1 protein-coding gene is annotated in these 382 nt (G+C 61.9%); it reads right to left on the bottom strand.

From position 1 onward, the window contains the following. Positions 1 to 382, bottom strand: a 382-nt coding sequence (locus AC1D0P_RS31610) for a methyl-accepting chemotaxis protein (protein ID WP_477680335.1), incomplete at both ends; no start/stop codon positions are given.

Below are 382 nucleotides of genomic sequence, written 5' to 3'. Positions count from 1 at the left end.
GTCCACGAGCGTGACGCCCGCTCCCACTTCGGTGCCGGAATTGGTGACGAGTTGCTTGATTTCCTTGGCAGCGGAAGCGGAACGTTGAGCCAGTTCRCGCACTTCCTGGGCSACGACMGCRAAACCCTTGCCSGCYTCGCCKGCRCGCGCCGCYTCGACGCCGGCATTGAGCGCCAGSAGRTTGGTCTGRAAKGCGATYTCRTCGATSACGCYGATGATCTTGCCGATCTGGCTCGATGATTCCTCGATGCGGTCCATTGCGGCAATCGCATCGCGAACGACGACAGACGAGCCTTTCGCACTTTCCTTCGCCGCGGCAACCAGCCGACTGGCTTCCACCGCTTCGTTCGTCGATTGACCGACGGTCGTGGTGATCTCGTCC

The organism is Polaromonas sp. P1_G2 (assembly GCF_056405515.1).
This window is presented reverse-complemented; position numbering and strand designations above follow the sequence as displayed.